At 65.3% G+C, this 23,814-nt stretch carries 23 protein-coding genes; 9 read left to right on the top strand and 14 right to left on the bottom strand.

What is annotated here, in order from left to right:
* Window positions 1-22 precede the first annotated feature (22 nt).
* Genes GGQ64_RS09365 through GGQ64_RS09380 form a run of 4 tightly spaced genes read right to left on the bottom strand, consistent with a single transcriptional unit; the run spans window position 23 to window position 2,393 of the window.
* The gene (locus GGQ64_RS09365) at window positions 23-451 is read right to left on the bottom strand and encodes a DUF1178 family protein (RefSeq protein ID WP_183802679.1); all 429 of its coding nucleotides are present in this window, start codon (window positions 449-451) and stop codon (window positions 23-25) included.
* A complete protein-coding gene (locus GGQ64_RS09370) occupies window positions 448-1,305 on the bottom strand; it encodes a carbon-nitrogen hydrolase family protein (protein WP_183802682.1) in 858 nt (285 codons plus the stop codon). Before GGQ64_RS09370 ends, GGQ64_RS09365 begins: the two co-directional genes overlap by 4 nt.
* Before the next feature lie 12 nt (window positions 1,306-1,317).
* Complete coding sequence (gene grxC / locus GGQ64_RS09375) at window positions 1,318-1,575, bottom strand: glutaredoxin 3 (RefSeq protein ID WP_183802685.1); 258 nt, start codon at window positions 1,573-1,575, stop codon at window positions 1,318-1,320.
* A 41-nt stretch (window positions 1,576-1,616) separates the two neighbouring features.
* Entirely contained in the window at window positions 1,617-2,393 is a 777-nt protein-coding gene (locus GGQ64_RS09380; protein WP_183802688.1) for a ComF family protein, read from the bottom strand.
* 85 nt (window positions 2,394-2,478) lie between these two features.
* Between GGQ64_RS09380 and GGQ64_RS09385 the strand changes: the two genes are divergently transcribed.
* A complete protein-coding gene (locus tag GGQ64_RS09385; RefSeq protein WP_183802691.1) occupies window positions 2,479-3,354 on the top strand; it encodes a class I SAM-dependent methyltransferase in 876 nt (291 codons plus the stop codon).
* 48 nt (window positions 3,355-3,402) lie between these two features.
* Here GGQ64_RS09385 and GGQ64_RS09390 read toward each other — a convergent pair whose 3' ends face one another.
* From GGQ64_RS09390 to GGQ64_RS09415, 6 genes are all read right to left on the bottom strand, one after another.
* A complete protein-coding gene (locus GGQ64_RS09390; RefSeq protein WP_183802694.1) occupies window positions 3,403-3,570 on the bottom strand; it encodes a Flp family type IVb pilin in 168 nt (55 codons plus the stop codon).
* Between the two features lie 58 nt (window positions 3,571-3,628).
* Window positions 3,629-3,949 carry a hypothetical protein gene (locus GGQ64_RS09395; RefSeq protein WP_183802697.1) on the bottom strand — a complete coding sequence of 107 codons (321 nt, stop codon included), beginning with the start codon at window positions 3,947-3,949 and terminating at the stop codon, window positions 3,629-3,631.
* Between the two features lie 183 nt (window positions 3,950-4,132).
* A complete protein-coding gene (gene mutT / locus GGQ64_RS09400; RefSeq protein ID WP_183802700.1) occupies window positions 4,133-4,549 on the bottom strand; it encodes an 8-oxo-dGTP diphosphatase MutT in 417 nt (138 codons plus the stop codon).
* The gene (locus tag GGQ64_RS09405; protein WP_183802703.1) at window positions 4,546-5,313 is read right to left on the bottom strand and encodes a GNAT family N-acetyltransferase; all 768 of its coding nucleotides are present in this window, start codon (window positions 5,311-5,313) and stop codon (window positions 4,546-4,548) included. Before GGQ64_RS09405 ends, mutT begins: the two co-directional genes overlap by 4 nt.
* 62 nt (window positions 5,314-5,375) lie before the next feature.
* Entirely contained in the window at window positions 5,376-6,617 is a 1,242-nt protein-coding gene (gene argJ / locus GGQ64_RS09410; protein WP_183802706.1) for a bifunctional glutamate N-acetyltransferase/amino-acid acetyltransferase ArgJ, read from the bottom strand.
* Between the two features lie 54 nt (window positions 6,618-6,671).
* Window positions 6,672-7,589, bottom strand: coding sequence for a peptidylprolyl isomerase (locus GGQ64_RS09415; RefSeq protein ID WP_183804210.1), 918 nt, complete (start codon window positions 7,587-7,589; stop codon window positions 6,672-6,674).
* A 232-nt stretch (window positions 7,590-7,821) separates the two neighbouring features.
* Here GGQ64_RS09415 and secA point away from each other — a divergent pair, with 232 nt between their 5' ends.
* The 3 genes from secA (at window position 7,822) to GGQ64_RS09430 (ending at window position 13,424) form a co-directional block, all read left to right on the top strand.
* Window positions 7,822-10,539, top strand: coding sequence for a preprotein translocase subunit SecA (gene secA, locus GGQ64_RS09420; RefSeq protein ID WP_183802709.1), 2,718 nt, complete (start codon window positions 7,822-7,824; stop codon window positions 10,537-10,539).
* 202 nt (window positions 10,540-10,741) lie between these two features.
* Entirely contained in the window at window positions 10,742-12,160 is a 1,419-nt protein-coding gene (locus GGQ64_RS09425) for a lipopolysaccharide biosynthesis protein (protein ID WP_183802713.1), read from the top strand.
* Window position 12,161: 1 nt separating this feature from the next.
* On the top strand, window positions 12,162-13,424 hold the full coding sequence (locus GGQ64_RS09430) for a GNAT family N-acetyltransferase (RefSeq protein WP_183802716.1): 1,263 nt from the start codon (window positions 12,162-12,164) through the stop codon (window positions 13,422-13,424).
* A gap of 33 nt (window positions 13,425-13,457) precedes the next feature.
* Here GGQ64_RS09430 and GGQ64_RS09435 read toward each other — a convergent pair whose 3' ends face one another.
* Together GGQ64_RS09435 and GGQ64_RS09440 are read right to left on the bottom strand one after the other, a co-directional pair.
* Entirely contained in the window at window positions 13,458-15,113 is a 1,656-nt protein-coding gene (locus tag GGQ64_RS09435; protein WP_183802719.1) for an AMP-binding protein, read from the bottom strand.
* 85 nt (window positions 15,114-15,198) lie between these two features.
* Complete coding sequence (locus GGQ64_RS09440; protein ID WP_183802722.1) at window positions 15,199-15,462, bottom strand: BON domain-containing protein; 264 nt, start codon at window positions 15,460-15,462, stop codon at window positions 15,199-15,201.
* 166 nt (window positions 15,463-15,628) lie between these two features.
* On the opposite strand from GGQ64_RS09440, the gene GGQ64_RS09445 reads away from it, so the two are divergent.
* A complete protein-coding gene (locus GGQ64_RS09445) occupies window positions 15,629-16,843 on the top strand; it encodes an adenylate/guanylate cyclase domain-containing protein (RefSeq protein WP_183802725.1) in 1,215 nt (404 codons plus the stop codon).
* A gap of 19 nt (window positions 16,844-16,862) precedes the next feature.
* Here GGQ64_RS09445 and GGQ64_RS09450 read toward each other — a convergent pair whose 3' ends face one another.
* Window positions 16,863-17,786 carry a dimethylarginine dimethylaminohydrolase family protein gene (locus GGQ64_RS09450; RefSeq protein WP_183802728.1) on the bottom strand — a complete coding sequence of 308 codons (924 nt, stop codon included), beginning with the start codon at window positions 17,784-17,786 and terminating at the stop codon, window positions 16,863-16,865.
* A gap of 47 nt (window positions 17,787-17,833) precedes the next feature.
* On the bottom strand, window positions 17,834-19,411 hold the full coding sequence (locus GGQ64_RS09455) for a zinc-binding metallopeptidase family protein (RefSeq protein ID WP_183802731.1): 1,578 nt from the start codon (window positions 19,409-19,411) through the stop codon (window positions 17,834-17,836).
* 126 nt (window positions 19,412-19,537) lie between these two features.
* On the opposite strand from GGQ64_RS09455, the gene GGQ64_RS09460 reads away from it, so the two are divergent.
* From GGQ64_RS09460 to GGQ64_RS09475, 4 genes are all read left to right on the top strand, one after another.
* Entirely contained in the window at window positions 19,538-20,443 is a 906-nt protein-coding gene (locus GGQ64_RS09460; protein WP_183802734.1) for a LysR substrate-binding domain-containing protein, read from the top strand.
* Window positions 20,444-20,552: 109 nt separating this feature from the next.
* Window positions 20,553-21,626, top strand: coding sequence for an ABC transporter ATP-binding protein (locus tag GGQ64_RS09465; RefSeq protein WP_183802737.1), 1,074 nt, complete (start codon window positions 20,553-20,555; stop codon window positions 21,624-21,626).
* Between the two features lie 92 nt (window positions 21,627-21,718).
* Complete coding sequence (locus GGQ64_RS09470) at window positions 21,719-22,834, top strand: ABC transporter substrate-binding protein (RefSeq protein ID WP_183802739.1); 1,116 nt, start codon at window positions 21,719-21,721, stop codon at window positions 22,832-22,834.
* A 145-nt stretch (window positions 22,835-22,979) separates the two neighbouring features.
* A complete protein-coding gene (locus GGQ64_RS09475) occupies window positions 22,980-23,804 on the top strand; it encodes an ABC transporter permease (protein ID WP_183802741.1) in 825 nt (274 codons plus the stop codon).
* Window positions 23,805-23,814: the final 10 nt, after the last annotated feature.

Below are 23,814 nucleotides of genomic sequence, written 5' to 3' on the forward strand. Positions count from 1 at the left end.
GCAGGCCAGCCCGCATCCGTCGTCAGTTCGTCTCGTCCGGCAGGACCGGCAGCGGCGCGATCTCCACGCCCTCCTCGATCAACTCGCGCGCCTCTTGCGCGGTCGCCTTGCCGATCAGCCCCCGCTGCTCGGCTTCGCCATAGTGGATCTTGCGTGCCTCTTCGGGGAAACGCTCGCCGACGTCCTCGGCATTGGCGCGGATCGTCGCCACGAGTTCGCGCAGCTTGCCCACCATCTCCTGGTTGTGCGCCGTCATGACCGCATGCCGCCGCTCCTCCTTATTGCGGGCGGTCGAGACGGACGGCGCCATCAGGCGCTTCGTCACGCGCGGCGAGCCGCAGGCCGGACAGCTGACGAGCGAGCGCTCCCTCTGTCGGTCGAAGTCTTCGGACGAGCCGAACCAGCCCTCGAATTCGTGGGCGTTGTCACAGACGATGTCGTAGCGGATCACGCGGCGACGCCTCCCTTCGCGGGAAGGATGACCTCCTCCACGGAAAACGGGCGACCGTTCTTCAGGTTGGGGATCCGGTCGCGCACGGCCTTGACCGCCGCCACGTCGATGTCGGCGACAATCACCGCCTCCCCGCTCCCGCCGGCAACTGCAAGTACACGGCCCCAAGGGTCGATGATGATCGAATGGCCGAAGGTCTCGCGGCCGTCCTGGTGAAGGCCTGCCTGGGCGGCCGCGACGATATAGACGCCGTTCTCGATGGCGCGCGCACGCAGCAGCGTTTCCCAGTGCGCCTCGCCTGTCTGACGGGTGAAGGCTGCCGGCACGGAGATGATCTCGGCGCCGGCCTGCGCCTCGGCCTTGAAGAGCTCGGGGAAGCGAACGTCGTAGCAGATCGTAAAGCCGAGCCTGCCGAACGGCAGTTGCGCCACCTTGGCGACGCTGCCGGGCGTATAGGCCGCGCTCTCGCGCCAGCTTTCGCCGTTGTCCAGGTTGACGTCGAACATGTGGATCTTGTCGTAGCTGCAGACCCGCCCGCCGCCCGGGGCAAACAGGAAACCGCGATTGGCGATCTTGCCGTCTTCCCGCGCGATCGCCGTCGAGCCGACATGCACGAACACGCCGAGCTCAGTGGCAAGGTTTTCGGCGGTGCGGATGATGAGGTCGCCCGGCTCGGCCTTGAGCACGGCCCTCAGCCCGCTCCGGTCCCGCTGCACCGCACCCGTCATTTCCGGGGTCTGGATGTAGGTGGCGCCGTCGCCCGCAGCCTGCCGCACCAGTCGCGCCATGGCCTCGGCATTGGCTTGCGGGTCTGTTCCGGAGCACATCTGGACGGCGGCGATCCTCACGGACATCGGTCTTGCTCCTCAGGCAGCCAGCAGCGGATCAAGTTTCCCGGCGCGCTCCAGCGCTTGCAGGTCGTCGCAGCCACCGACATGCGTCCCGTCGATGAAGATCTGCGGGAAGGTGTTGCGGCCGCTGGCCCGCTTGATCATCTCCTGGCGGAGATCGGGCGCATAGGTCGCATCGAATTCGTTGAAGGCGACGCCCTTGGTTTCCAGGAGCTTCTTGGCCGCGGCGCAATAGCCGCAGAACTGCCGGGTGTAGATGTCGATAGAAGCCATGCTATGCAATCTCCATAGGCGCTGAGCTGTTGTTCACCTTTTCATATATGATCCGCAAGTGCCCTTGCAAAGGTCAGGACGCAGACTTCCGCCGCACCGCCGCGCTTGAGCGCCCGGGTGGCGGCCGCGACCGTGGCTCCCGTCGTGTAGACGTCGTCGATGAGTAGGACCCGCTTGCCGAAGAGCGAAACCCGCCCCTCCCCGGTCACGGAGAAGGCGCCCTTCACGTTGTCGCGGCGCGCATTCGCGCCGAGCCCTATCTGCTGCCGCGTCCGCCGCGTGCGCTTGAGTGCACTGAGAACGAGCGGCTTCCCGGTCTGCCGGGCGATCGCCCGCGCCAGCTCCGACGCCTGGTTGAACTTGCGGGCGAGCAGCCTGTAGCGATGGAGCGGCACGGGGACGATCACATCGCAATCGGCCAGCAACCCGTCTCCCGCCCTGACCATCCAGCCCGCCATCATCGGCGCCAGGTCCGTGCGGTCGCGGTACTTGAGATTGTGCACCAGCGTTCGGGCGAGGCCATCGTGCACGACCGCAGAGCGCAGCCGGGCAAAGGGCGGAGGGTTGGCGATCGCATCCGCGCTCAGGATGCCGCTGCCGAGATCATGCGAGAAGGGAACGCCGAGCACCTCGCAATAGGGTCGCTCTATGAAACGCAGCGACGACCAGCAGTGGGCGCAGATGCCAGCGTGCCGCCCGAGCAGAACCTGGCATCCTGGACAGCACGGCGGATAAACGAATGCGAGCGCAGCCGCCGCCACACCGCGGCCGCCTCGCAGCACGATGTCATAAAACCCGGCAAGACCTGTTTGCGTCATGCGGTTGACATCCCCATCTCCATGACGCCATTGCACGGCGGGTCCACCCCTGCAGAAAAGCGTACCAAACGACGGGAAGTGTTCCTTGGAAGCGATCTTCGATCAAGCCCTGGTTGAAAAGAACAGACTGCGTGCAATCGGCTCGTCGGCGGAGCCGGTCGATTTCCTCCTGAAGGTCGCCGCCGAAGAGCTGTCGGAGCGGCTTGCCGTCGTCGAGCGCCGGTTCGACGAGGCAGCCGAGATCCACGGCTATTCCGGCCTGGTCTCCAGGGCGCTCGCCCGCACGGGCAAGATCGGAAGGATGGCGCGGGTCGAGACCGATCCCCGCTTTGCAGCACCCGGCGACATCTTCCTCAAGGCGCCGCTGGAGCAGTTGCCGCTCGCGCCGGCCTCGATCAATCTCGCCGTGTCGCCGCTGTCGCTGCATCTGACCAACGACACGCCGGGCGTCTTCGTGCAGATCCGCCGCGCGCTCAGGCCGGACGGGCTGTTCCTGGCCGCCATCCCCGGCGGCGACACGCTGCAGGAACTGCGCGACGTGCTTCTCCAGACCGAGATCGAGATGACGGGTGGGGCCAGCCCGCGCGTCATTCCCTTTGCCGACATCCGCGACATCGGCGCGCTGCTCCAGCGCGCCGGCTTCGCCCTGCCGGTCACCGACAAGGAGACATACACCGTCCGCTACGATTCGATCTTTCCGCTGATGAAGGATCTGCGCGCGATGGGGATGTCCAATCCGCTCTCCGCCCGCAGCCGCAAGCCGCTGACGCGCGCCTTCTTCCTGCGCGCGGCCGAACTCTATGCCGAACGTTACTCCGACCCCGACGGCCGGATCCGCGCCACCTTCTCGATCATCTATCTGTCGGGCTGGGCGCCGCACGAGAGCCAGCAGAAGCCCTTGAAGCCCGGTTCGGCGAAAGTACGGCTTGCGGACGCGCTGAAGGCGAAGACGACAGGCTGACGCACGTCGCCCGCCGCGGCACATCGATTGAACGAGGAGTGGTGCCGCTCACGGGCGGTCGAGGCTGTCTCCGACGATCGTGAAGGTGTTGTTCAGCTCGCCCGTAAACGCCCTGAGGCCGCTGACGACCGCGACCGATATCATGACGGCGATGAGGCAGTACTCGACGGCGGTGGCGCCGCTTCGGTCCAGCAGGAAATTTCTGAGCAGACGCATGACAACCTCGCTTCAATCTCTTGCCGGATCCGAGGCGAAAGTCGCTTCGGACACTGGCTCAGCAGCCGTTCGTACCGTTCTCGCCGACGATGCAGACGGCGCCGGGCATCTCCTGGAGAACGCTGCGGCGAACAGTGTAGCGCTTGCCTTCGCCGCGCCTGGGCACCGAGCCGGTCGACATCATGTCGAATTCGCCTGGCGTCTGGGCCATGATGCGCGTGTTCGTCCTGGACGACAGGACCGGCGCCAGCACGAGCGCAAGCGCGATCGCGGCCGTGCCGAACAGAAGCGCAAGGTTGAGGACGCCGATCCGGCCATTGCCGGTTACCGTCGTCAGTTCCTTGTCCTGAACTGCCTGCCAGAATTCGTCGTCCCGCATTTTCGCAATCTCTCGATGGGCGTCTTTGTCGCTGCCTGCGTCTTTCCGCATGGCACCCGCTCACGGTGCCGTTGCGTCCACGCGCGACGGAAGCGCCAGAGCACGACGGCAGGGCTTCATCCTGAACGATGGAGATGAATGATCGATTAATGAATGGCCCGATACGGGAAAACGGGCAGTTTTTTAGAGCAGATCCATCAGGTAGGGGATCAGCGGCTCGTCGGCCGGTGGCATCGGATAGTCCCGAAGCATCTTCGGCTTGACCCATTTCAGCGCCTGCCCCTCGCGGCCGTGCGCGGTTCCCTCGTACCGGCGGCAGACATAGAGCGGCATCAGCAGGTGAAAGTCCTCATAGGTGTGGCTGGCAAAGGTCAACGGCGCCAGGCAGGCCACCTTGGTAGTGATGCCGAGCTCCTCGTCCAGCTCGCGGATCAGCGTTTCCTCAGGCGTCTCGCCCGGCTCCACCTTGCCGCCGGGAAACTCCCAGAGCCCGGCGAGCGTCTTGCCCTCCGGCCGCTGCGCCAGCAGCACCCGCCCGTCGGCATCGATCAGCGCACAGGCGGCGACGAGCAGGATCCGGCGGGGGGCCTGCCCGGTCATGGCGCCACCGGCCCGCGGTAGACGTAGCGATAGACCTCGCGGAAGCCCGCCTTGCGATAGAGGTGCACAGCCCCCTCGTTTTCGATTTCGGCCTGCACCCAGGCGCGTTTGGCGCCGCGAAGGCGCGCCCAGCGCATGGCCGAGTTCAGGATCGAGGTAGCGATGCCGCGGCCGCGCATTTCCGGCGCCACGGCAAGCTGCAGGATGCCAGCGAGGTCGTTGTCGTGCACGGCGAGCGTGACGGCGGTGGGCCCGAATTCCGGCTTCTCGAAGATGAACAGCCCCGCCTCCGGGCTGATGGCGCTGACGACTTCCGTCAGCCCCGGCTTCAGCGCGGGATCGTCACCGGAGACGCGGATGCGCGCATCGACGAAGCGGCCGACATCGCGGCTCGGCACATGCTCCACGCCGTCCGCGCTTTCCGGAGCCACCGGCTCCGCCAGGTCGACCAGCATCACCGCCGTCTCCCCGGCATGCCGCCAGCCCGCCTGGTCCATCATCTCGACGAGCGGAGGCGGGGTCAGCGGCGTCTGCCGCACCAGCAGCGGCCGACCATAGTCGGAAAAGCGCTTGGCCGCCTTCTCGATGCGGACGGCGAGATCGCGCACGTCCGAGGGATCGAGCGGATTGACGGAATTCAGCCGCTTGGAAGGATGGCCGGCATTCAGCCGGATCAGCCAGCTGCCGTCATACTGGGTCGACGCGGCCGGCCACGCCCGGAAGCCGACGGCTTCCAGCCGGCGGACGCTTGCCAGGTCAGCCATGGCGTTTTGCTCCCTGAAAGTGCGGCTGGCAGGATCGGTCACGACAGACATGGTCCCGGCCATCAGCTGCGATAGTCGCCATTGATCTCGACATACGCCTTGGTGAGGTCGCACGTCCATACGGTCGCCTTGCCGGATCCGAGCCCGATCTCGACGCGAATGGCGATGTCCTCTTCCTTCATCACGGCGGAGGCGGCCTCTTCCGAGTAGCCCGGATCGCGCTCACCGTCGACTGCAACGCGGACATCGCCGAACCAGATCGCCAGGCGGTCGCGGTCTGCCATTTCGCCGGACTTGCCGACAGCCATCACCACGCGGCCCCAGTTGGCGTCCTCGCCGGCGACCGCCGTCTTGACGAGCGGCGAATTGGCAACCGACAGCGCGATCTTCTTGGCGGCGCCGTCGTTTTCGGCGCCTTCCACGGTGATCGCCACCATCTTGCGCGCGCCCTCGCCGTCGCGAACGACCTGCAGCGCCAGATCCTTCAGGAGGTTGTTAAGCGCCGTCCTGAAGGCTGCAAGCGCAGGATCGGACGGGCTGGAAACCGGCTTCTGGCCATCCGCCGCGGCGGCTCCCGTGGCAAACAGCAGGAGCGTGTCGGACGTGGAGGTGTCGCTGTCGACGGTCACGGCATTGAAGGTCGGCTCGACGCCTTCGGAAAGAAGCGCCTGCAGGGTCGTGGCCGGAATGTCGGCATCTGTGACGACGAAGGAAAGCATCGTCGCCATGTCCGGCGCGATCATGCCCGCACCCTTGGCCATGCCGTTGATCCGCACCTCGACGTCGCCGATGCGGGCCGTCCGTGTCGCGACCTTCGGATAGGTGTCCGTGGTCATGATCGCCTTGGCCGCCTCGAGCCAGAAGTCCTCGTTGGCGGAAGTGGCGAGCCCGTCGAGCACGCCGGAGAACTTGGTGGCGTCCAGCGGCTCGCCGATCACGCCGGTCGAGGCGAGGAACACCTCGCCCTCGCTGCATCCGGCGGCCTTGGCGGCGGCAACTGCCGTCATCGCTGTCGATTCACGGCCCTTCTTGCCGGTGAACGCATTCGCATTGCCCGAATTGACGACCACGGCCCGGGCCTTGCCGCCGCCAAGGTTGTCCCGGCAGAAATCGACCGGCGCCGAGGGGCATTTCGACCGCGTGAACACGCCTGCGACCGTCGCCGGCGCGTCGAAGACCATCATCAGCACATCGGTGCGGCCCTTGTACTTGATGCCGGCCGCAGCGGTCGCCATCCGCACGCCGCGCACCGGCGGCATGTCGACAAAGGACTTCGGGGCAAGCGGCGAGACGGGACCGGACATGGCATTTCCTGCAAATGGAGACGGCCCGCCACGAGGGCGGGCCCTGGTCAAGACTTACTGCTGCGGTTGCGCCGGCTGTTCAGGTGCAACAGGCTGGTCGGGCGCAGCGGGCTGATCGGGCGAAACCTGCTGGGGATTGTTGATCTGGTCATAGGCGGTCTTCAGCGCCGGATCCTCGATCTCGACCGTGGCCGCGCCCTTCGCGGCGTCCAGCAGGGCAACGTACTTGTCGCGCATGATCAGCTGGCGCACCTGCGGCTCGACCTGCTCGATCGGGGGCGGCGCCTGCGTGCGCTTGTCCTCCACGAGGATCACGTGATAGCCGAACTGGCTCTTTACCGGCTCCTTGGTGTAGGCGCCCTTCTCCAGCGCGAAGGCTACCGTTTCGAATTCCGGTACCATGCGCCCCTTGCTGAAGTAGCCAAGGTCGCCGCCTTCGGATGCGGCGTCGGTCGACTTCTCCTTGGCGAGCTCGGCAAAGTCCTTGCCGCCGTCGAGCGCGGCGATCACGTCTTTCGCCTCCTGCTCGGTCTTCACCAGGATGTGGCGGGCCCGGACTTCCTCCTGCGGCTCAATGGCCGCGATTTCCTTTTCATAGCGCGCCTTCACCTCTTCCGGCGTGATCGCATCGACCACGTGCTTCTTGAAGTAGGCATTGTGCAACTCGCGCTCGGTCAGGAAGGCCACGCGCTGCTTGAAGGTCGCATCGTTCTCCAGCCCCTCTTTGCTGGCATCGGCGGCGAGCAGCTTGACGTCGATGATGGCCGAAAGGGCGGCAACCTGCTTCTGCTCCGGCGGCAGGTTTGCAAGCTGCGGATCGAGGCCTGCAATCGCCAGATCGATTTCGGACTGACGGACTTCCGCACTGCCGACCTTGGCCACGACCGGATCGGAGGCGTCCTGCGCGAAGGCGCCATGGGCAGCCGTGATGGCGATAAGCGCCACCGCGGCGAGCTTGTTATACTTGAACATTCTCATAAACCTTTCACAGTCGGCCAACTTCGATGCGAAACCGGCTCTCCCCCGGTTGAACAGCACTGGAATGTGGCCGTTGTGTAACCGATTGCGCCGTTGACATCATTCGACCCCCCTCTTATCTGTCACGCAATCCCGCGTCCAGAACGTTTCCGGGCGTTTCACGGCTTTGCACGCATCATCGTTGGCGCCCCGAGACGTCGGCGACAGAGAAGAAAGGACCATCCTGATGGTCAGCCTCGGCGGTCTCGCCCGCAAACTGTTCGGCTCGTCAAACGAGCGCCGTGTCCGCTCCTACAAGGACAAGGTCGACGCCATCAATGCCCTCGAAGCCGAGACAAAGGCGCTTTCCGACGAGCAGCTGGCCGCAAAGACGGTGGAGTTCCGCAAGCAGCTCGCCGAAGGAAAGACGCTGGACGACCTGCTCGTGCCCGCCTTCGCCGTTGCGCGCGAGGCAGCGGTCCGCACGCTCGGGCTTCGCCCCTTCGACGTCCAGCTGATCGGCGGCATGATCCTGCACGAGAAGTCGATCTCGGAGATGAAGACCGGCGAAGGCAAGACGCTGGTAGCCACGCTGCCGGTCTACCTGAACGCCCTTGCCGGCAAGGGCGTCCACGTGGTCACCGTCAACGACTACCTGGCCAGCCGCGACGCCGTCACGATGGGCAAGGTCTACAGCTTCCTCGGCATGTCGACCGGCGTCATCGTCCATGGTCTCGACGACGATCAGCGCCGCGCGGCCTACGCCTCCGACATCACCTACGCCACCAACAACGAGCTCGGTTTCGACTATCTGCGCGACAACATGAAGTATGACCGCGGCCAGATGGTCCAGCGCGGCCACTTCTTCGCGATCGTCGACGAGGTCGACTCGATCCTGGTCGACGAGGCGCGCACGCCGCTGATCATTTCCGGCCCGCTCGACGACCGCTCCGACCTCTATATCACCATCGACGCCTTCATTCCGATGCTGTCGGAGGAAGACTACGAGATCGACGAGAAGCAGCGTTCGGCGAATTTCTCCGAAGTCGGCACCGAAAAGCTGGAAAACCTGCTGCGCGAGGCCGGATTGCTGAAAGGCGAGTCGCTCTATGACGTCGAGAACGTCGCGATCGTCCATCACATCAACAACGCGCTGAAGGCCCACAAGCTGTTCGCCCGCGATAAGGACTACATCGTCCGCAACGACGAGATCGTCATCATCGACGAATTCACCGGCCGCATGATGCCCGGCCGCCGCTATTCGGAAGGCCAGCACCAGGCACTGGAAGCCAAGGAAAAGGTGCAGATCCAGCCCGAGAACCAGACGCTCGCCTCGATCACCTTCCAGAACTACTTCCGCATGTACCAGAAGCTCGGCGGCATGACCGGCACGGCTTCGACGGAAGCCGAGGAATTCGGCAACATCTACGGCCTCGAAGTGGTCGAGGTTCCGACCAACCTTCCGATCCAGCGCAGGGACGAGGACGACGAGGTCTATCGGAGCGTCGAGGAGAAGTACAAGGCGATCATCGAGGAGATCAAGGACGCGCAGAAGCGCGGCCAGCCGATCCTGGTCGGCACCACCTCGATCGAGAAGTCCGAGCTTCTGGCCGAACGGCTGAAGATGTCGGGGCTGAAGAACTTCCAGGTCCTCAACGCCCGCTACCACGAGCAGGAAGCCTACATCGTCAGCCAGGCCGGCGTGCCCGGCGCCGTCACCATCGCCACCAACATGGCCGGCCGCGGCACCGACATCCAGCTCGGCGGCAACCTCGACATGCGGCTGGAGCGCGAGCTCGCCGACATGGAGGAGGGCCCCGAACGCGAGGCCAGGAAGCAGGCGATCACCGCGGAAGTGAAGCAACTGAAGGATCAGGCGCTCGCCGCCGGCGGCCTCTTCGTGCTTGCGACCGAACGCCACGAAAGCCGGCGCATCGACAACCAGTTGCGTGGCCGTTCCGGCCGCCAGGGCGACCCCGGCCGTTCCAAGTTCTACCTGTCGCTCCAGGACGACCTGATGCGCATCTTCGGCTCCGACCGCATGGACGGCATGCTGCAGAAGCTGGGCCTCAAGGAAGGCGAGGCGATTGTCCATCCCTGGATCAACAAGGCGCTGGAGCGGGCGCAGAAGAAGGTCGAGGCGCGCAACTTCGACATCCGCAAGAACCTGCTCAAGTACGACGACGTGCTGAACGACCAGCGCAAGGTCATCTTCGAGCAGCGGCTCGAACTGATGGATGCCGAGAGCATCACCGAGATCGTCGAGGACATGCGCCACGAGGTGACCGAAAACCTCGTGAAGCTGCACATCCCGGAAAACGCCTATGCCGAGCAATGGAACGTTGCCGGTCTTCAGACCGGCGTCGCCGAGCAGCTCAATCTCGATCTGCCGATCGAGCAGTGGGCCGCCGAGGAGGGCATCGACGAAGCCGATATCCTCGAACGCGTCAAGGTTGCCGCCGACCAGGCCGCTGCCGAGCGCGCCGAGCGCTTCGGTCCGCAGATCATGGCCTATGTCGAGAAATCGGTCGTGCTGCAGACCATCGACCATCTCTGGCGCGAGCATATCGTCAACCTCGACCACCTGCGCTCCGTCATCGGTTTCCGCGGCTATGCCCAGCGCGACCCCCTGCAGGAATACAAGGGCGAGGCCTTCGAACTGTTCCAGGCACTCCTGGCAAATCTCCGCCAGACCGTGACGGCGCAATTGATGCGTGTCGAACTCGTCCGCGAAGCGGCCGAAGCTCCGGCCCCCGCCCTGCCCGTCATGGAAGGCCATCACATCGACGGCACGACCGGCGAGGACGATTTCGGCGAAGGCGGCTTCATGGCAACCGGCGTCGACCCGGAGAACCGCGATCCGCAGGACCCCGCCACCTGGGGCAAGGTCGCCCGCAACGAGCCCTGCCCCTGCGGTTCGGGCAAGAAGTACAAGCACTGCCACGGTGTTTTCGAGCAGGCCTGATCCCTGCCGGACGATCTTCGCGATTGGAAAACGATGCCGCCTTCGGGCGGCATCCTCGTTTTCATAGCCGGCCGGGTCTTCTCGGGCCAGATTTTTCGACCTGGCACCCACCAGTCCCGGCAGGTCCCGCCCACGCTTTGTTAACCCTGATCTGTCAAGACTGCCGCGTGTGTATTGCGTGAATGTTCGGGTAGCTGTGTTCATGGCGGTGATTCAGTCGGCAGAAAAACTGCTGCCAAACGGTCTGCGCCGCAAGGTGGCCCCGTTGACGCGCCGTCTCGGCGAGATCCTTGTCGGCGACGACCCGCGCAACCTCGCCCGGCGCATGGCGCTGATCGCCTTCGTCATCCGCGTTGCCAGCGCTGCCATCGCGTTCGTCTCCCAGATCATCATGGCCCGCATGATGGGCGAGTTCGAATACGGCATCTTCGTCTTCGTCTGGGTCCTGGTCGTCATCTTCGGCAATCTCTCCTGCCTTGGCTTCCATTCCACCGTCGTGCGCTTCCTGCCGCAATACAGCGCCCACGGCGCCCATGCCGAGATCCGCGGCCTGACCGCGACGGCCCACACGTTCTCGATCGTGTCCTCCAGTCTGCTCGCGCTCATCGGCCTCCTGGGCCTGTGGCTGTTCTCTGCGCACCTGGAGAGCTTCTACGTGGTGCCCATCTATCTCGGCATCTTCTGCCTGCCGATGATTGCCTTGGGAGACGTCCTGGAAGGCACGGCGCGCGCTCACAGCTGGGCCGTCGTGGCGCTGAGCCCCACCTACCTCGTTCGTCCGCTGCTCATCCTCCTCTTCCTCGTCGCGGTCTTTCTCCTCGGCGCTCCGCATACGGCGGTCACCGCCATGGCCGCAGCACTGGCGGCCACCTACCTCACGTCGGTCGTACAGTTCTTCAATGTCGGCCGCCGGCTTCGCCGCGCCTATCTGAAAGGGCCGCGCCGCCTCGAATTCGGCACCTGGATCCGGGTGGCTCTGCCGATCTTCCTGATCGAGGGGTTCGGCTTCCTGCTGACCAATTCGGACGTCATCGTGGTCGGCCTGGTCCTCGATCCGGAGAGCGTCGCGATCTACTACGCCGCCGCCAAGACCATGGCGCTCGTCCACTTCGTCCTCTTCTCCGTCAAGGCGGCGGCCGCGCCGCGTTTTTCCGCTCTCTATGGACAGGGCGATCGCATCGGGCTGGCGCATTTCGCCGGCGAAACCGTTCGCTGGAGCTTCTGGCCGTCGCTGGCCGTTGGCCTCGCGGTGCTGCTGGTGGGCGATTTCCTGCTGTCCCTGTTCGGCCCGGCCTTCACCGCCGGCTACGGCGTCATGGTGATCCTGCTGGTCGGTATCCTTGCCAAGGCCGCCGTCGGCCCCGGTGAGGTGCTCTTGACCATGGCTGGCCAGCAGAAACTGTGCATGTGGCTTTATGCGGTCGCGCTCGCCGCCAACATCGGCCTCAACATCGCCCTCATCCCGCCGTTTGGCATCGACGGCGCCGCTATCGCCACGGCCGGCGCCATGGCCCTGGAGGCCGCCCTGCTCTTTACCGCCGTCCGCCGCATGCTGGGCATCACCATCTTTGCGTTTGCCGCGCCGACCAGCGCCGTGACACGCCATGACAAGGCAGACTGACATGACCTTCATCTCCGGATCCGGCAGCGAGGATATTGGGGCAGCGCAGGGCGCGTCCCATCTGTCCGCGCAGACGCCGCCGGCCGAGCATCGCATCGCCGTCGGCCGGCCCGGTCGGTCGCTGTCGCTCTATCCGGCGATGGCCGGCTACGAGCTGCAGCAGGAACTCGACTACCTCGCCAACCGGGCGCTGGAGCCGAACGTTTTCTTCACCGGCCGCTTCCTTGCGCCCGCCATGCCCCGGCTCGAGGACCGCACCGTCCGTCTTTCCCTGATCCGCGACGAGGATGAGCGGCGCAGCCGCATTCGCTTCCTGATGCCGTTCTCGGTCGAACGGCCCGGCTTCTCCATGGGCACGGCGATCATCCGCGGCTGGTCGAACCCGTTCGGGCCGCTGGGCACCCCGCTCGTCGATACCGAAGACGCGGCCGAAACCATCGACAACCTCCTCGAAGCGCTGGCGCGGCCCGGAAACGGCCTGCCGCCGATCCTCGTGCTGCCCGACCTGCGGCTCAACGGCGCCTTCGCAGCGCTGGCACGCGCCGTCGCCATCGGTCGCAACCTTCCGCTGACGATTGCAAACACCTATGAGCGGCCGATGCTCGAAAGCCTGCAGGACGGGCCGACCTACCTGAAGCAGGCGATCTCGGCGCAGCACTTCCGCGAACTGCAGCGCCAGTGGCGCAAGCTCGAGGAGACGGGTGAGCCCTCCTACCACGTTGCCCGCCAACCCTCGGAAATTCGCCTCAGGATGGAGCAGTTCCTGCTGCTGGAGGCGGCCGGCTGGAAAGGACGGGGCCGTACCGCGATGATCAACGATCGTTACCGCGCCGCCTTCGCTCGGGAGGCCATCACCAACCTCGCCGAGACCGACAGCGTGCGCATCCACACGCTCGACTTCGACGGCAAGGCGATCGCCTCGATGATCGTCTTCCTTGCCGGTGGCGAGGCCTACACCTGGAAGACCGCCTATGACGAGGCCTTCGCCCGCTTCTCGCCCGGCAAGCTGCTGTTGGCGCAGCTGACGGAATGGCATCTCGACGACGCCAACATCGTCCGCTCCGACAGCTGCGCCGTGCCGGACCATCCGGTGATGAGCCGTTTCTGGGAGGAACGCGAGGAGATGGGAACGCTCGTCATCGGCCTGCAGCAGAACGGCGACCGCGACGTCCGCCAGGTCGCCGCACAGCTGCACCTCTACCGCAACACCCGCAACGTGGCCCGCATGCTGCGGGACAAGATCCGCGCACTCGCCAAGCGGTAAGGAGCGCGGCAGGCCTCAGGTGCCTTAGACACCTCAGGCGCCGGCCGGGTCCGCCGACAGCGCTTCCGCCACAGCACGCTCGCGCAGGAAGCGGCGGATGACCTTGCCGGACGTCGTCAGCGGCAGGCTGTCCACGAAGGCGACCTCCCGCGGATATTCGTGCATCGACAGCCGCATCTTGACCCAGGCGCCGATCTCGGCGGCAAGCGCCTCGCTCGCCGAAAATCCCTGCCGCAGCATCACATAGGCCTTGACGATCTCGGTGCGCACCGGATCCGGCTTGCCGACGACGGCGGCAAGCTGCACGGCCGGATGGCCGGCCAAGCAATCCTCCACCTCGCTCGGACCGATGCGATACCCGGACGACGTGATGACGTCGTCGTCCCGGCCGATGAAGGTGATGTAGCCCTCCTCGTCCATCCGGCCGAGATCGCCGGTCGTCATCCAGTCGCCGATGAACTTCCTTTCCGTCGCCGCCTCGTTGTTCCAGTAGCCGAGGAACATCACGGGATCCGGACGGCGGACGGCGATCTGGCCGGCGCTGCCAGGTGGAAGCGTACGCCCTTCAGCGTCGATGATGGCAACGGTGTGACCGGGCACGGCCTTGCCGATCGGCCCGGGGCGCGACACGCCGAGACGGCCGATCGAGCCGATGACGATGTTGCATTCCGTCTGGCCGTAGAACTCGTTGATCGTGATGCCGAGCGTGCGTCGCACCCATTCCCAGGTTTCCCGCCCGAGCGATTCGCCAGCCGTGCCGATGGTCCGCAGGTTGAGCCGGTAGTGCTTCAGCGGTTCCTCCACGCTCTTCATCAGCCGCAGCGCGGTCGGCGGGATGAAGGCGTTGCGAACGTCCATCTCCGCCATGATCCGGTAGGCCATGTGCGGATCGAATTTCTGCCCCGGCGAAGAAACGACGGGAACGCCGAGAAAGAGTGCCGGCAGTAGCGCGTTCAGCAGGCCGCCCGCCCACGCCCAGTCCGCCGGCGTCCAGATCCGGTCGCCGGGCTGCGGCAGGAACTCGTGGTGCATCTGGAAGCCGGGCACGTGGCCGAGAAGGACACGGTGCCCATGGAGCGCCCCCTTCGGCGGCCCGGTGGTGCCGGAGGTGTAGATCATCAGCGCCGGATCGTCCGGGCTGCTGTCTATCGGCGTAAAGGCCCCTTTGCCCAAAGCCTCCAGAGCCTCGAGAGAGACGGTGCCCTCCGTACCGTCGCCGTCGACGAGGACCACCAGCGAGAGTTCCTCGAGCCGACCCCGAATCTCGGCCAGCCGTTTGAGGCCGAAGGCGTTGGTGACGACAGCCCTGACGCCGGCATCCCGCAGGCGGAACTCCAGCGCCTCCGCACCGAACAGAAGCGCCAGCGGCAGCGCGATCGCGCCAAGCTTGTAGAGCGCTAAATGGGCGATCACCGTCTCGAAGCCCTGCGGCAGGAGGATCGCAACCCGATCTCCTGGGCGCACGCCGCTTGCCGCAAGTCCGCCGGCGAAGGCGGATGAGCGTTCGGCAAGGGCGCCGTAGGTCAGGCTCAGGTGATTGCCGTCCGGACAGAAATGCTGGAGACAGATGCGATCAGGATCGCGCTCGGCCCACCGGTCGGCCACCGCAGTGCCGATATTGAACCGTTCGGGTATCTCCCAGCGAAAGTCGCTGTAGAGCGCCTCGTATGTCGTGCGTTCTGCAAGCATGGTGCAACGCAGCCTCCTCGCTGCATTGCACTAGCATTTCGCAAGGACCTGCCGCAATGCTTCCGCCACGACCAAGGATCAGAACCTATCCCGCGACGAGGGTGGATTCCACCGCGCGGACTCCGGCCACCGAACTGGCGATATCGATCGCGCGGGCGATTTCCTCTGCCGAGCCGACGCGCCCCGTCAGGTAGATCACCCCGTTTTCGCAGGTCACGGCAACGTCGGAGGGGTCGACCGTACCGGCAGCAGCGAGCGCGTCCGCCACCGCCGTTTCGAGCACCGCCGGATGCGGACCGTCGAAATGCTCGGGGATCTCGCCATGAAACGTCCCTTCCTTGAATACCATCCCTGCCTCCTGAGGTTCCCGCCCGCGCGGCTGCCCGGGCTGCCTTGCACAATCTGAGCGTTCACCTTTCCACGCGGCGCGGCTCGCCGAGCAATCGATATACAACGGTGATTTTTCCTGTAATCCTGCATAGTCAAGGATCCATCATTCGCATTTGTTGACATCCATGAACGATCGCGACCTGCACGAAATCAACCTCTGGCTATCGCAGGAAGGCTATCGGGGCACCGACGAGGCGGACCTCATCACCGGCTTCTGCGAGCTCTGCAATGCCAGGGGGCTTCCGATCGACCGCGTCCTTGCGATCATCGACACCCTGCATCCGGATTTCGAGGGGCGGGCGTTTCATTGGGAGAGCACCGGACCGGTGCCCGACGCCGTCCGCGAATATGAGGCAAGCACCGAGGGCAGCGCGCTCGAATCCTGGCGCGCCTCGGTCTTCTATCACCTCATGACGGAGGATATCGACGAGATCCACCGCCCCTTTATGCGCGGCGCACCGACGGATTTCTCGAACATGCGGGAACTGCGGGAGGCCGGTCACACCGACTACATCGCCATGATCCACCGCTTCACCGAGAACGGCCGCGTGGGCGAGATGGATGCGTTCTTCTCGAGCTGGACGACGCGTGACCCGGACGGTTTCAGCGAGGATGCCCTTCGCGCGCTGCGCTTTCTCGTGCCGACGCTGGCGCTCGCGGTCAAATGCGTGTCGTCGATCAGGATCATCGGCACGATCGCCGACGTCTATCTCGGCCGCGACGCAGGACAGAAAGTGGTGAGCGGGCAGATCAGCCGCGGGGCAGTGGAGAAGATCGACGCCGTGATCTGGTTCTCCGACCTTCACAATTACACCAGCATCTCCGACCGGACCGAGCCCGAACAGATCATCCCGTTCCTGAACGACTATGCCGGGCTCGTGATCGACGCGGTCCACGACCACGGCGGCAGCGTGCTGAAGCTGGTCGGCGACGGAGTGCTCGCGATCTTCCGGTCCGGCGATCGCCATGCAGACTGCGCGGCGGCGCTCGATGCCGAACGCACCGTGCACAGGAATCTCGGCAAGCTCAACGCCCGGCGCATGGCCGCCGCCATGCCGGCGACCGAGGTCTATCTCGGCCTCCATGTCGGCGACGTGCTCTACGGCAACATCGGCAGCCAGACGCGCCTGGATTTCACCGTGGTCGGCCCGGCGGTCAACCAGGTGAGCCGCATCTCGCAGCTCTGTACCTCGGTCGACAGGGACGTCCTGATGTCGCGCGATTTCGTCGAGGCGTGCCCGGACGACCGCATCGCCGAGATGGTGTCGCTCGGCCGCTACGCGCTGCGCGGCGTCGGCCGGGCAACCGAACTCTTCACGATCGACCCGGAAAGGCGATAGGCGAGACGGCTGGCCCTGCTCAAGCGGCTTCGCGGCGAAGCGCCTGCGCCATGCAATGGATGCCGCCGCCGGTCTTGGAGATCTCCGCCGTGTCGACGGCTGCGACTTCGAAGCCCCGCGCCTTGAGCTGTTCGATCAGCACCTTGCTCGAGGTCGGCGCGATGATCTTGCTGTTGCCGAGCGACATGAAGTTGCAGCCGAGTGCCATCGTGTCGGGGAACGGCACGTTGACGATGTCGTGGCCCTTGTCCTTCAGCCAGCCGACGATCGCGGGATCGGTGCAGTCGAGGCAGACGGCCGTCAGCTTCTCTGCGATCGGCACAACCATCAGGTCGATGTGCACATAGTACTCGTCGATGAAGGCGAGCCGCGTCTCCCAGCCCTCCTTGTCGAACCAGTCCTTGACCTGGCGGGCGCCGTCCTCGTTGGTGCGCGCGCCGCCGCAGCCAATGAGCACGACGCCGTCCTCGATGACGTTGAAGTCGCCGCCTTCGAAGGTGCCGGCCGTCACCATGTCGTAGATGGGGAGGCCGAGCTTTTCATAGGTGCGGATCGCGGCATAGTTCTCGCCGCGCCGCCAGGGCTGCGACATCGCGGTGATGATCGCGCCATAGGGGGTCATGACCGAGGAATCGCGCGAATAGACCTGCATCGGCAATTCCGGCGTCGGCTCGTGCCAGTGGATGCGGACGCCGAAATGCTCGTAGGCCGAAACGAGCTCCTTGTGCTGCGCCTGCGCCACCTGGATGTTGCAGGGGTTCTCGCGCAGGTGCTTGCGCGACAGCGACGATGTCGCCATGTGCCGAAGGTAGGCCGGCGAGCCGAGCAGCACGTCGGTCAGCCTGTCGAGCTCGTTGCGGAAACCCCAGTTCGTCAGGCGCTCCGTGTCGCCCTTGAGATTGCGCCGCTGAAGGGAAAAGGGTTCGTCGAACAGTGCCGTCATCTTCGTTTTCTCCAGGCGTTCAGAAGTGAGGTTCGGGGGACAGGTGTTCAGAGGGAAGGGATCCACCAGTCGCGGCCGCGCGGCGTGGTGACATATTCGGGCCAGCGGAAGCCGGTCGGCGGGTCGTAGTCGCAAAGCGGTGCGATCCATTCGCTGCCGCCGACCCCGCCGCCGGTGCGCTGCTTGAACTCGTCCATCGCCGCTTGCCGCACCGCCTCGTCCTCCAGCAGGCGCAGAGCGGAATTTGCAAGGATCTTGGCGGCGGTGATCACCATCGGGTCGATCGTCGCCGGAATGCCGCCCAGCGCATTCATCACCCAGGCCGGATAGCGATATCCGGCGGGCGCCTGCAGCGCAGGGCGGGCGACGTAGAAGCGGGCGAGCGGCGCATGCCAGGACATGTCGGTGTAGTCGTCCGACGTCGAACTAAGCTGGGACGGCGGCAGGTCGCGGCGCAGGATGGCTTCTGCCTCCTGCGGCGGGATCAACCGCTCCAGTTCCGGAATGAAGGGGGCCTCCATCGGCTGGAGCCCGCAGTTTTCCTGGATCGCGCGGGCGACGGTGCGGGCCTCTTCGCCGAAGTGCGGGGCGCCGACGTCCTGCATCGCCTCCCAGACGAGACCGGCCATCGCATGGTTGGCGAGACCGGGACGCGACTTACACACCCAGTGCCGTTCGAAGCGGCAGCCGGTCATGTCGGCTGCGGCCTGCGCGTTTCGGTCGAGCACAGCCGTCACCTGCTCGGCCATAGCGACGGTCGGCACGCGCATCATATACTGGATCTCGGCGAGACCGGCCGGAAGGTTGTCCGCCGTTGCCTGGCCGGCCGTCAGGATCGCCTCGCTGATCGACCAGCCTCCCTGGTGCGGCAGCATTGAGTCGCGCAGCGCCTTGGACGACTGGTACATCATCATCAGCGCGTCGTTCGCGCCCGGCGCGCGCACGGCGGAATGCGACTGCGGGATCGGCGCCCCGTCATGCGCCTCGCGCAGCCACGCGTGCGGCTCGTCGCAGACGAAGCGGTAGATCATCGAATAGGCCGCGCCGCAATGTGTGTCCCAGCGCACCGTGTTGCACATCGGCAGCATGTAGAACGGATGGAAGGAGAGGATCGCATCGAGCCCGTCATAGTAGCCCTTCGCCGCATGGATCGGCTTGGAACCGCGCACCTTCTCCGCCGGTTCGCCGGTGAAGCGCAGCGTGCCGCCGATGCCATATCGCTCCATCGCCGCCTTCGTCGCCAGGAGCCCTCCGAAACCGGCGATCCCGAGGCCTGAATGCGGGTCGGTATGGCCGCCGGCATGGACCGACAGCCCTTCGCGCGGCATTCGGCTTGTCGCCGCCGCCTGGCAGTTTCCGGGCACCGCGTCGTATTCGGCATAGAGGCCGATCGAGGGACCCGGCCCGCCGGACCACGTGGCGGCAAACGCCGTCGGCATGCCGGCGGAACCCTCCTCGACGGAGAAGCCATGGGCGCGAAGCGTGCGCACATACCAGTCGGCCGACCGGTATTCGCGCCATGCGGTCTCGCCGAAATCGAAGATCGTCGCGGTCCAGCCCGAAAGCTCGCAGCGCATGGCATCCAGATGGTCAAGCGCGTGTGACTGGGCGGCCGAGCGGGGCATGTCGTTCTCCTTGTGCCGGCCACTACAACGCACTTCGAAATTCCGAAAAAGTGAAATATCTTGCAACGATCGACAAATTCCGTTCACCTTTGCTCAAAAATTGAACGGCGACATGGAGCCGGCCGCATGAAGCATCTTCCCTCGACGCAATCCCTGCGGGCGCTCGACAGGTTCGCGCGACACGGCTCCGTCTGGAAGGCCGCCGACGAGTTGAACCTGACCCGCAGCGCCGTCAGCCACCAGCTGCGGCTGCTGGAGCGCGACCTCGGCTTCCAGCTCCTGAACCGGGTCGGAACGCGGATCGAGCTGACCGAACAGGGGATGGGCTATGCGCTCGACGTCCGCCGCGCCCTGAACACCATCTCGGGTTCGGCCGCACGCCACGCCAGCCGGGGGGTGAGCGGCACCATCAACGTCTGCTGCACGCCCGGCTTCGCTTCGAGCTGGCTGTGCGCGAGGATCTCCGACTTCCGCGAGGCGCATCCCGACGTCCGCCTGACGATCCAGACCCCGCGCCGGCTGGACGACGTCAGCAATCCGGACGTCGACGTCTTCATCGCCTTCGGCACCGGCTACTGGCCCGACATGCAGGTGGAACTCCTGAAAGAAGTGGACTTCACGCCGCTGTGCAGCCCTGTCCTCCTGAACAAGGTGACAAACCTCTCCGGTCCCGCCGACCTGGGCAGGGCCTGCCTGCTGCATCTCGTTGACGATGCCGATTGGGAGAACTGGCTGACGGTCGCCGGCGTCGATCCCGCGCTTTCGCGCAGCGGCATCACCTTCTCCGACATGAACCTCGTCTATTCCGCCGCCATGTCGGCGCAAGGGGTGGCGATGGGCGACGAGTTCATCTGCCGGGGTGCCATGGCCAACGGCGCACTCGTCCGCCCGTTCGACATCAAGATCAAGTCGAAGAACGCCTATTATCTGGTCGTCTCCGACGCCAAGGCGGACACATCCTCCGTCAACGCGTTTGCCGACTGGCTGCGGGAAGAAGTGATGGAAAATGACGCAGGGTCGTTGGCCGGATAGCCGACAAGCAGGCCCACTTGGTGAATTTCATTTGCCGAGCGGAGTAAAATAATTTGTTTGTGCTTGCCGGGCTTGCTTCGTACTGTCTCCACGGAACGAGGGACGGCTAATGCAGATCGCGAAGCAGGCGGCTGAACTGACCGCTCAGGGAATTGGCAGGACCTACGGTGACTTCCACGCCCTCGACGATATCTCCCTGACCATCGGTCGCGGCGAGTTCCTTACCCTTCTCGGGCCCTCCGGATCTGGCAAGACCACCTTCCTGATGATCCTTGCCGGCTTCGACAGGCCGACATCCGGCACGCTGTTCAAGGATGGCGCCGACGTCACCCGCCTGCCGGCGGAAAAGCGCGCCTTCGGAATGGTCTTCCAGGGCTATGCGCTCTTTCCCCACATGTCGGTGGAGAAGAACATCGCATTTCCCTTGCAGATCCAGGGGCAGTCGGGAACGCAAATCCAGTCCCGCGTCGACGACATGATCGATCGCGTCGGGCTGCGCGGCCACGAGAAGAAGCGGCCCGCCGATCTCTCCGGCGGCCAGCAGCAGAGGGTGGCGCTGGCGCGCGCGCTGGTCTTCGGCCCCTCGGTGCTGCTACTCGACGAACCCTTCTCGGCGCTGGACAAGAACCTGCGCGGATCCATGCAGGACGAGGTCCGGCGTCTCCACCAGGAGACGGGAACGACCTTCGTCTTCGTCACTCACGACCAGTCGGAGGCGCTGGCGCTGTCGACCCGGGTGGCGATCTTCAACCAGGGCAAGCTGCAGCAGGTCGCAAGCCCTCGCGACATCTACGAGCGCCCCGCCAACCGCTTCGTCGCCGAGTTTCTGGGTGACATCAACATCCTGCCGCTGGCCGGGGCCGCCATGAACGGCAACGGTGCCGTGGCCCGCTGCGGCGAGCAGCAGATCCGCATCGCCAGTGCCGCCGGCGCGCCCACCGCCCATCTCGCCATCCGCCCCGAGCACATGGCGCTCTCCACCGAGCGTCCGGCAGCCGGCAACGTGCTGCCGGTGACGATCGAGGCCGTCACCTATCTCGGACCGATGACCCGCTTCGCCGCGCGCGTGGACGCCGGCCCCTCGCTGGTGCTGGAAACGCCGACGCACGCGACGACGCCGAACCTCGTGCCGGGCAGCCATGCCTGGGTCAGTTGGAAGGAGGAGCAAGGCTACTTCCTCTAGGATCGGGACCTGGGAGCCGGCCGCGCCCGCACGGGCGAAATCTGAACGATCGAAATCAAGCATGCCAATCATAACCATATGAGGTGAACAACATGACTGACCGTTTCGAGAAAGATTGCCTTGAAATCCTGGAAAAGAAAGTCGCGCGAGGGGAGATATCGCGCCGTCGCTTCGCCCAGATCGCCGCGTTCCTGATTGTCGGCGCGCCGGCCGCACTGAAGGCCAAGGGTGCGTTCGCCGCCGCCAACGAACTCGTCTTCGTCAACTGGGGCGGCGATGCGGGCACGGCCTACGACAAGGCCTACGGCGCGCCCTTCAAGGAGGAGACCGGCGTTACCGTCAAGCAGGACGGCTCCGGCCCGACGGAGGGCGCCGTGCAGGCGCAGTTCGAAAGTGGCTCGCCCACTTGGGACATCGTCGACATCGATCCGTTCTCGGCCGAAGCGCTCGGCAAGAAGGGCATGATGGAGCCGATCGACTATGCGGTGGTCGACAAGGCCAAGATGCGGCCGGGCTTCGGCTGGGAATATGCCGCCTCTTCCTACTTCTTCTCCTATATCATTGCCTACGACGCCTCGAAGTTCGGCGACAAGGTGCCGACGGGCATGGCCGACTTCTTCGACGTCGAGAAGTTCCCCGGCAAGCGCTCGCTCTACAAATGGGGTGCGGGCATGTGGGAGGCGGCCCTGCTCGCCGACGGCGTTCCCGCCGACAAGCTCTACCCGCTCGATCTCGACCGCGCCCACAAAAGGATCGCCGCCTTCAAGGACAACATCGTCTCCTTCTGGGGCGGCGGCTCGGAAAGCCAGTCAGTGCTCCTGAACGGCGAAGCCTCGATGGCACTGATCTGGTCGACCCGCGCCAGCCTGATCGAGAAGGATTCCGGCGGCACGATCAAGTTCGTCTGGGACCAGGGGCTGATTTCGCCGGGCGCCATGGGCGTGATCAAGGGCAATCCGGGCGGCAAGGAGAACGCGATGAAATTCATCGCCTCCGCGCAGGTTCCCGAAAAGCAGGTGATCATGTTCGACATGCTCGGCCAGGGCCCGGCCAATCCGGCAGCCGACGCCCTGCTCAATCCCGAGCAGGCGCGCCTCAACCCAGTGGATCCGGCCAACATGTCCAAGCAAATCCCCCTCGACATGGCCTGGTACGAAACCAACTACGGCCCCGCCCTGGACGCCTATACCAAGGTGATCTCGGCCTGATCGAGCCCCCGCCCGTCCGTCAGGGTGGGCTGCTTCGGCGGATTCGCCTGATCCGAAGGCCCCCTCATCCGGCCTCTCGGCCGGATGAGGGGGGAAGCCCCGGGGCCTCGATCGAAAACGTAAGCCCGAGACAACGGAAAAGCCAATGCGCGACATCCTGAAACCAGCCCTGCTCGTCGGTCCGCTTCTGCTCTTCCTCGCGGCTGCCTATGTCGTGCCGTTCCTCGGTGTCCTCAGTTGGAGCTTCACGCTGCCCGAACCGGGCCTGCACAACTACGCGAACGCCCTGACCGACGAACTGATCCTGTCAGTTTTCCTGCGCACTTTCCGCATCTGCCTCTTCGTCACGGTCTTTGCGGTGATAGCCGCCTATGCGATCGCGCTCGTCTGGGTCCGGGGCACGCCCGCCCAGAGGCTTGCCGCCGAGGTCTGCATCCTCATCCCCTTCTGGATCTCGGTGCTGACGCGCGCCTTCGGCTGGGTGGCCCTGCTCTCCAACCGCGGCCTGATCAACACTTGGCTGACACAGCTCGGGGTGATCTCCGAGCCCTTGACGCTGGTGCGCAACGAATTCGGCGTCATCCTCGGCATGACCCATTTCCTCGTTCCGTTCGCCGTCTTCCCGATCGCCTCTGCCATGCGCAGTCTCGACGAGCGCGTGCTGCTCGCCGCCCGCGGCATGGGCGCCTCACGCGCCCGCACCTTCTGGCAGGTGTTCCTGCCGATGACCGCCCCGGGCGTCCTCGGCGCCGCCATCATCGTCTTCGTCTTTTCGCTCGGCTTCTTCATCACCCCGGCGATCCTGGGCGGCGGCCGGTCGGTCATGGCGGCGGAGCTGATCTACCTGCGCATCTTCCAGAGCCCGAACTGGGGACTGGGAGCGGCGATCAGCGTGCTGATGATGGTGGTCGTCGGGCTGCTGCTCGGCCTCTTGATGCGCTATGCCCGTCCGAAAAGCATGCTGAGCTGAGCGAGGTCGT

It is taken from the genome of Mycoplana azooxidifex, assembly GCF_014196765.1.
GTDB lineage: Bacteria > Pseudomonadota > Alphaproteobacteria > Rhizobiales > Rhizobiaceae > Mycoplana > Mycoplana azooxidifex.

Coding starts and splice junctions, on each gene's coding strand:
- GGQ64_RS09435 (WP_183802719.1), bottom strand. CDS start 15,113: ATGCTTGCAGAACGCACGACATACGAGGCGCTCTACAGCGACTTTCGC.
- GGQ64_RS09455 (WP_183802731.1), bottom strand. CDS start 19,411: ATGCCCCGCTCGGCCGCCCAGTCACACGCGCTTGACCATCTGGATGCC.
- grxC (WP_183802685.1), bottom strand. CDS start 1,575: ATGGCTTCTATCGACATCTACACCCGGCAGTTCTGCGGCTATTGCGCC.
- GGQ64_RS09475 (WP_183802741.1), top strand. CDS start 22,980: ATGCGCGACATCCTGAAACCAGCCCTGCTCGTCGGTCCGCTTCTGCTC.
- GGQ64_RS09405 (WP_183802703.1), bottom strand. CDS start 5,313: ATGGCTGACCTGGCAAGCGTCCGCCGGCTGGAAGCCGTCGGCTTCCGG.
- GGQ64_RS09430 (WP_183802716.1), top strand. CDS start 12,162: ATGACCTTCATCTCCGGATCCGGCAGCGAGGATATTGGGGCAGCGCAG.
- GGQ64_RS09445 (WP_183802725.1), top strand. CDS start 15,629: ATGAACGATCGCGACCTGCACGAAATCAACCTCTGGCTATCGCAGGAA.
- GGQ64_RS09380 (WP_183802688.1), bottom strand. CDS start 2,393: ATGACGCAAACAGGTCTTGCCGGGTTTTATGACATCGTGCTGCGAGGC.
- argJ (WP_183802706.1), bottom strand. CDS start 6,617: ATGTCCGGTCCCGTCTCGCCGCTTGCCCCGAAGTCCTTTGTCGACATG.
- GGQ64_RS09415 (WP_183804210.1), bottom strand. CDS start 7,589: ATGTTCAAGTATAACAAGCTCGCCGCGGTGGCGCTTATCGCCATCACG.
- GGQ64_RS09395 (WP_183802697.1), bottom strand. CDS start 3,949: ATGCGGGACGACGAATTCTGGCAGGCAGTTCAGGACAAGGAACTGACG.
- GGQ64_RS09460 (WP_183802734.1), top strand. CDS start 19,538: ATGAAGCATCTTCCCTCGACGCAATCCCTGCGGGCGCTCGACAGGTTC.
- GGQ64_RS09390 (WP_183802694.1), bottom strand. CDS start 3,570: ATGCGTCTGCTCAGAAATTTCCTGCTGGACCGAAGCGGCGCCACCGCC.
- mutT (WP_183802700.1), bottom strand. CDS start 4,549: ATGACCGGGCAGGCCCCCCGCCGGATCCTGCTCGTCGCCGCCTGTGCG.
- GGQ64_RS09370 (WP_183802682.1), bottom strand. CDS start 1,305: ATGTCCGTGAGGATCGCCGCCGTCCAGATGTGCTCCGGAACAGACCCG.
- secA (WP_183802709.1), top strand. CDS start 7,822: ATGGTCAGCCTCGGCGGTCTCGCCCGCAAACTGTTCGGCTCGTCAAAC.
- GGQ64_RS09440 (WP_183802722.1), bottom strand. CDS start 15,462: ATGGTATTCAAGGAAGGGACGTTTCATGGCGAGATCCCCGAGCATTTC.
- GGQ64_RS09425 (WP_183802713.1), top strand. CDS start 10,742: ATGGCGGTGATTCAGTCGGCAGAAAAACTGCTGCCAAACGGTCTGCGC.
- GGQ64_RS09470 (WP_183802739.1), top strand. CDS start 21,719: ATGACTGACCGTTTCGAGAAAGATTGCCTTGAAATCCTGGAAAAGAAA.
- GGQ64_RS09465 (WP_183802737.1), top strand. CDS start 20,553: ATGCAGATCGCGAAGCAGGCGGCTGAACTGACCGCTCAGGGAATTGGC.
- GGQ64_RS09450 (WP_183802728.1), bottom strand. CDS start 17,786: ATGACGGCACTGTTCGACGAACCCTTTTCCCTTCAGCGGCGCAATCTC.